This is a genomic window from Methylobacterium sp. WL18, from assembly GCF_008040015.1.
GTDB classification, from domain to species: Bacteria; Pseudomonadota; Alphaproteobacteria; order Rhizobiales; family Beijerinckiaceae; genus Methylobacterium; species Methylobacterium mesophilicum.
Genome location: NZ_VRVD01000919.1, coordinates 1 through 1,426, shown reverse-complemented (window position 1 = coordinate 1,426; position 1,426 = coordinate 1). Strand labels below are relative to the sequence as shown.

At 73.6% G+C, this 1,426-nt stretch carries 1 protein-coding gene and 1 pseudogene; both read right to left on the bottom strand.

The annotated features are described in order from the left end of the window. Positions 1-848, bottom strand: an 848-nt coding sequence (locus FV228_RS29705; protein WP_147857724.1) for a nonribosomal peptide synthetase MxaA, incomplete at its 3' end; no start/stop codon positions are given. 148 nt (positions 849-996) lie between these two features. Beyond that, a pseudogene (locus FV228_RS29700) lies at positions 997-1,426 on the bottom strand (MxaS protein); the annotation flags it as partial.

Sequence of the window (1,426 nt, the reverse complement as noted above, 5' to 3'; positions counted from 1 at the left end):
GCCTCGACCTCGGCCCAGGGCAGGTGCGCCCGGGCCGCCTCGAGTTCGCGGCCGAAGAAGGCCCGGCGGGAGGCGTCGAAGAAGCGGGCCAGCGCGGGCTCCTCCCGGCGGAAGGCCGGATGCCGGTCGAGGAAGGCCGGGAGATCGTCGGCCAGCACACGGCGCCCGTCGGTCTCGTCGAGGCCGCGATGGATCAGGCGCAGGGCCTCGCGATAACCGTCCGCGCCCTCGCGGCCCAACCGGCGCAACCCGCGGGCGGCCTTTGCGAAGGGACGTCCGGGCCGGGCGAACCAGCCCCGATCGTACCCGAGCGCGGCGAGCGCCAGCACGGCTGTCCCGAGGGCCGCGAGGGCGGCCCACAGGTCCGGAAGCGGATCGAGCCGGGGGACGCGCCCGTCCGGCCGCAGATACTCGGCCGGGTCGTCGTGCTTCTCCGGCTGGACCTCCCGCAGAGGCGAGACCCCGAGCGACCAGCCGGGGATCTCGGCCTTGGCCGAGGTCGTGCCGCCCGCGGCCGCGCTCTCCAGGGAGACGGAAAAACCCGGGATCGCGACCTGGCGGGCATCCAGCGCGGCATAGAAGGTCTGGTAGGTAAGATGCAGCCGGACCCGGCCGGGGCTCTCCTCGACGGTGATGTCGCGCAGGTCCAGCCAGTAGGTCAGGGGTCCCGGCGCCGGCAGGGAGGCGCGCTGCAGCGTGAAGCCGGGATCCACCGCGATGTCGGCCTGGGCCCGGACGAGGTCGCCCACGAAATACCCGAAGGCGCGCGGCACCCGCACCTCGACGGAGCGCACCTGCGCCACGGCCGCACCGGCCTGCAGCAGCAGCGCGCAGCAGGCCGCAATCATGGGTTTCCGAAGGGCGAAGCCCTTCGGCGGGGTATCGGGGCGGAGCCCTGATGCCTCGGGCTTCGCCCGATCGCAGGGCTCCGCCCTGCACCCGCAAAAGGTCTCGGACCTTTTGAAACCACCACCTTCGCTGGAAACGCCAACCATCTCAGGTGGCCAGCAGATGGCGGGTCAGCGCCTGCGCGTCGAAGCGGTCGACCAGGTGGAACGGCGCCCGCGCCGAGGACGCCGCGGCGGTTCTGCGCAGGGCCTCGCGCCGGTCCTGCTCGCGGGCGATCCAGCGTCGCTTCAGGGCCGGGCGCAGGAACACGAGGCGGCGGCCGGCGCCTTCGAGGTCGTCTAGTTCGGCGAGCCCCCAATCCGGCAAGCCCACATTCTCGGCGCTGTCGGCGAGCAGCACCGGGACCGTGTCGTGGAGCGCGAGCGCCGCGAAGACCCGCTCGATCAGGGCCTGCGGCCAGCGGAAATCGGAGACCAGGAAGACCAGCCGCGGCCGGCCGAACAGAAGGCGCGCGGCCTCCAGCAAGCCCTCCGCGTCGGCCGCGTCGCAGCGTGCCGCCGCGATCCGGCCGGCCATG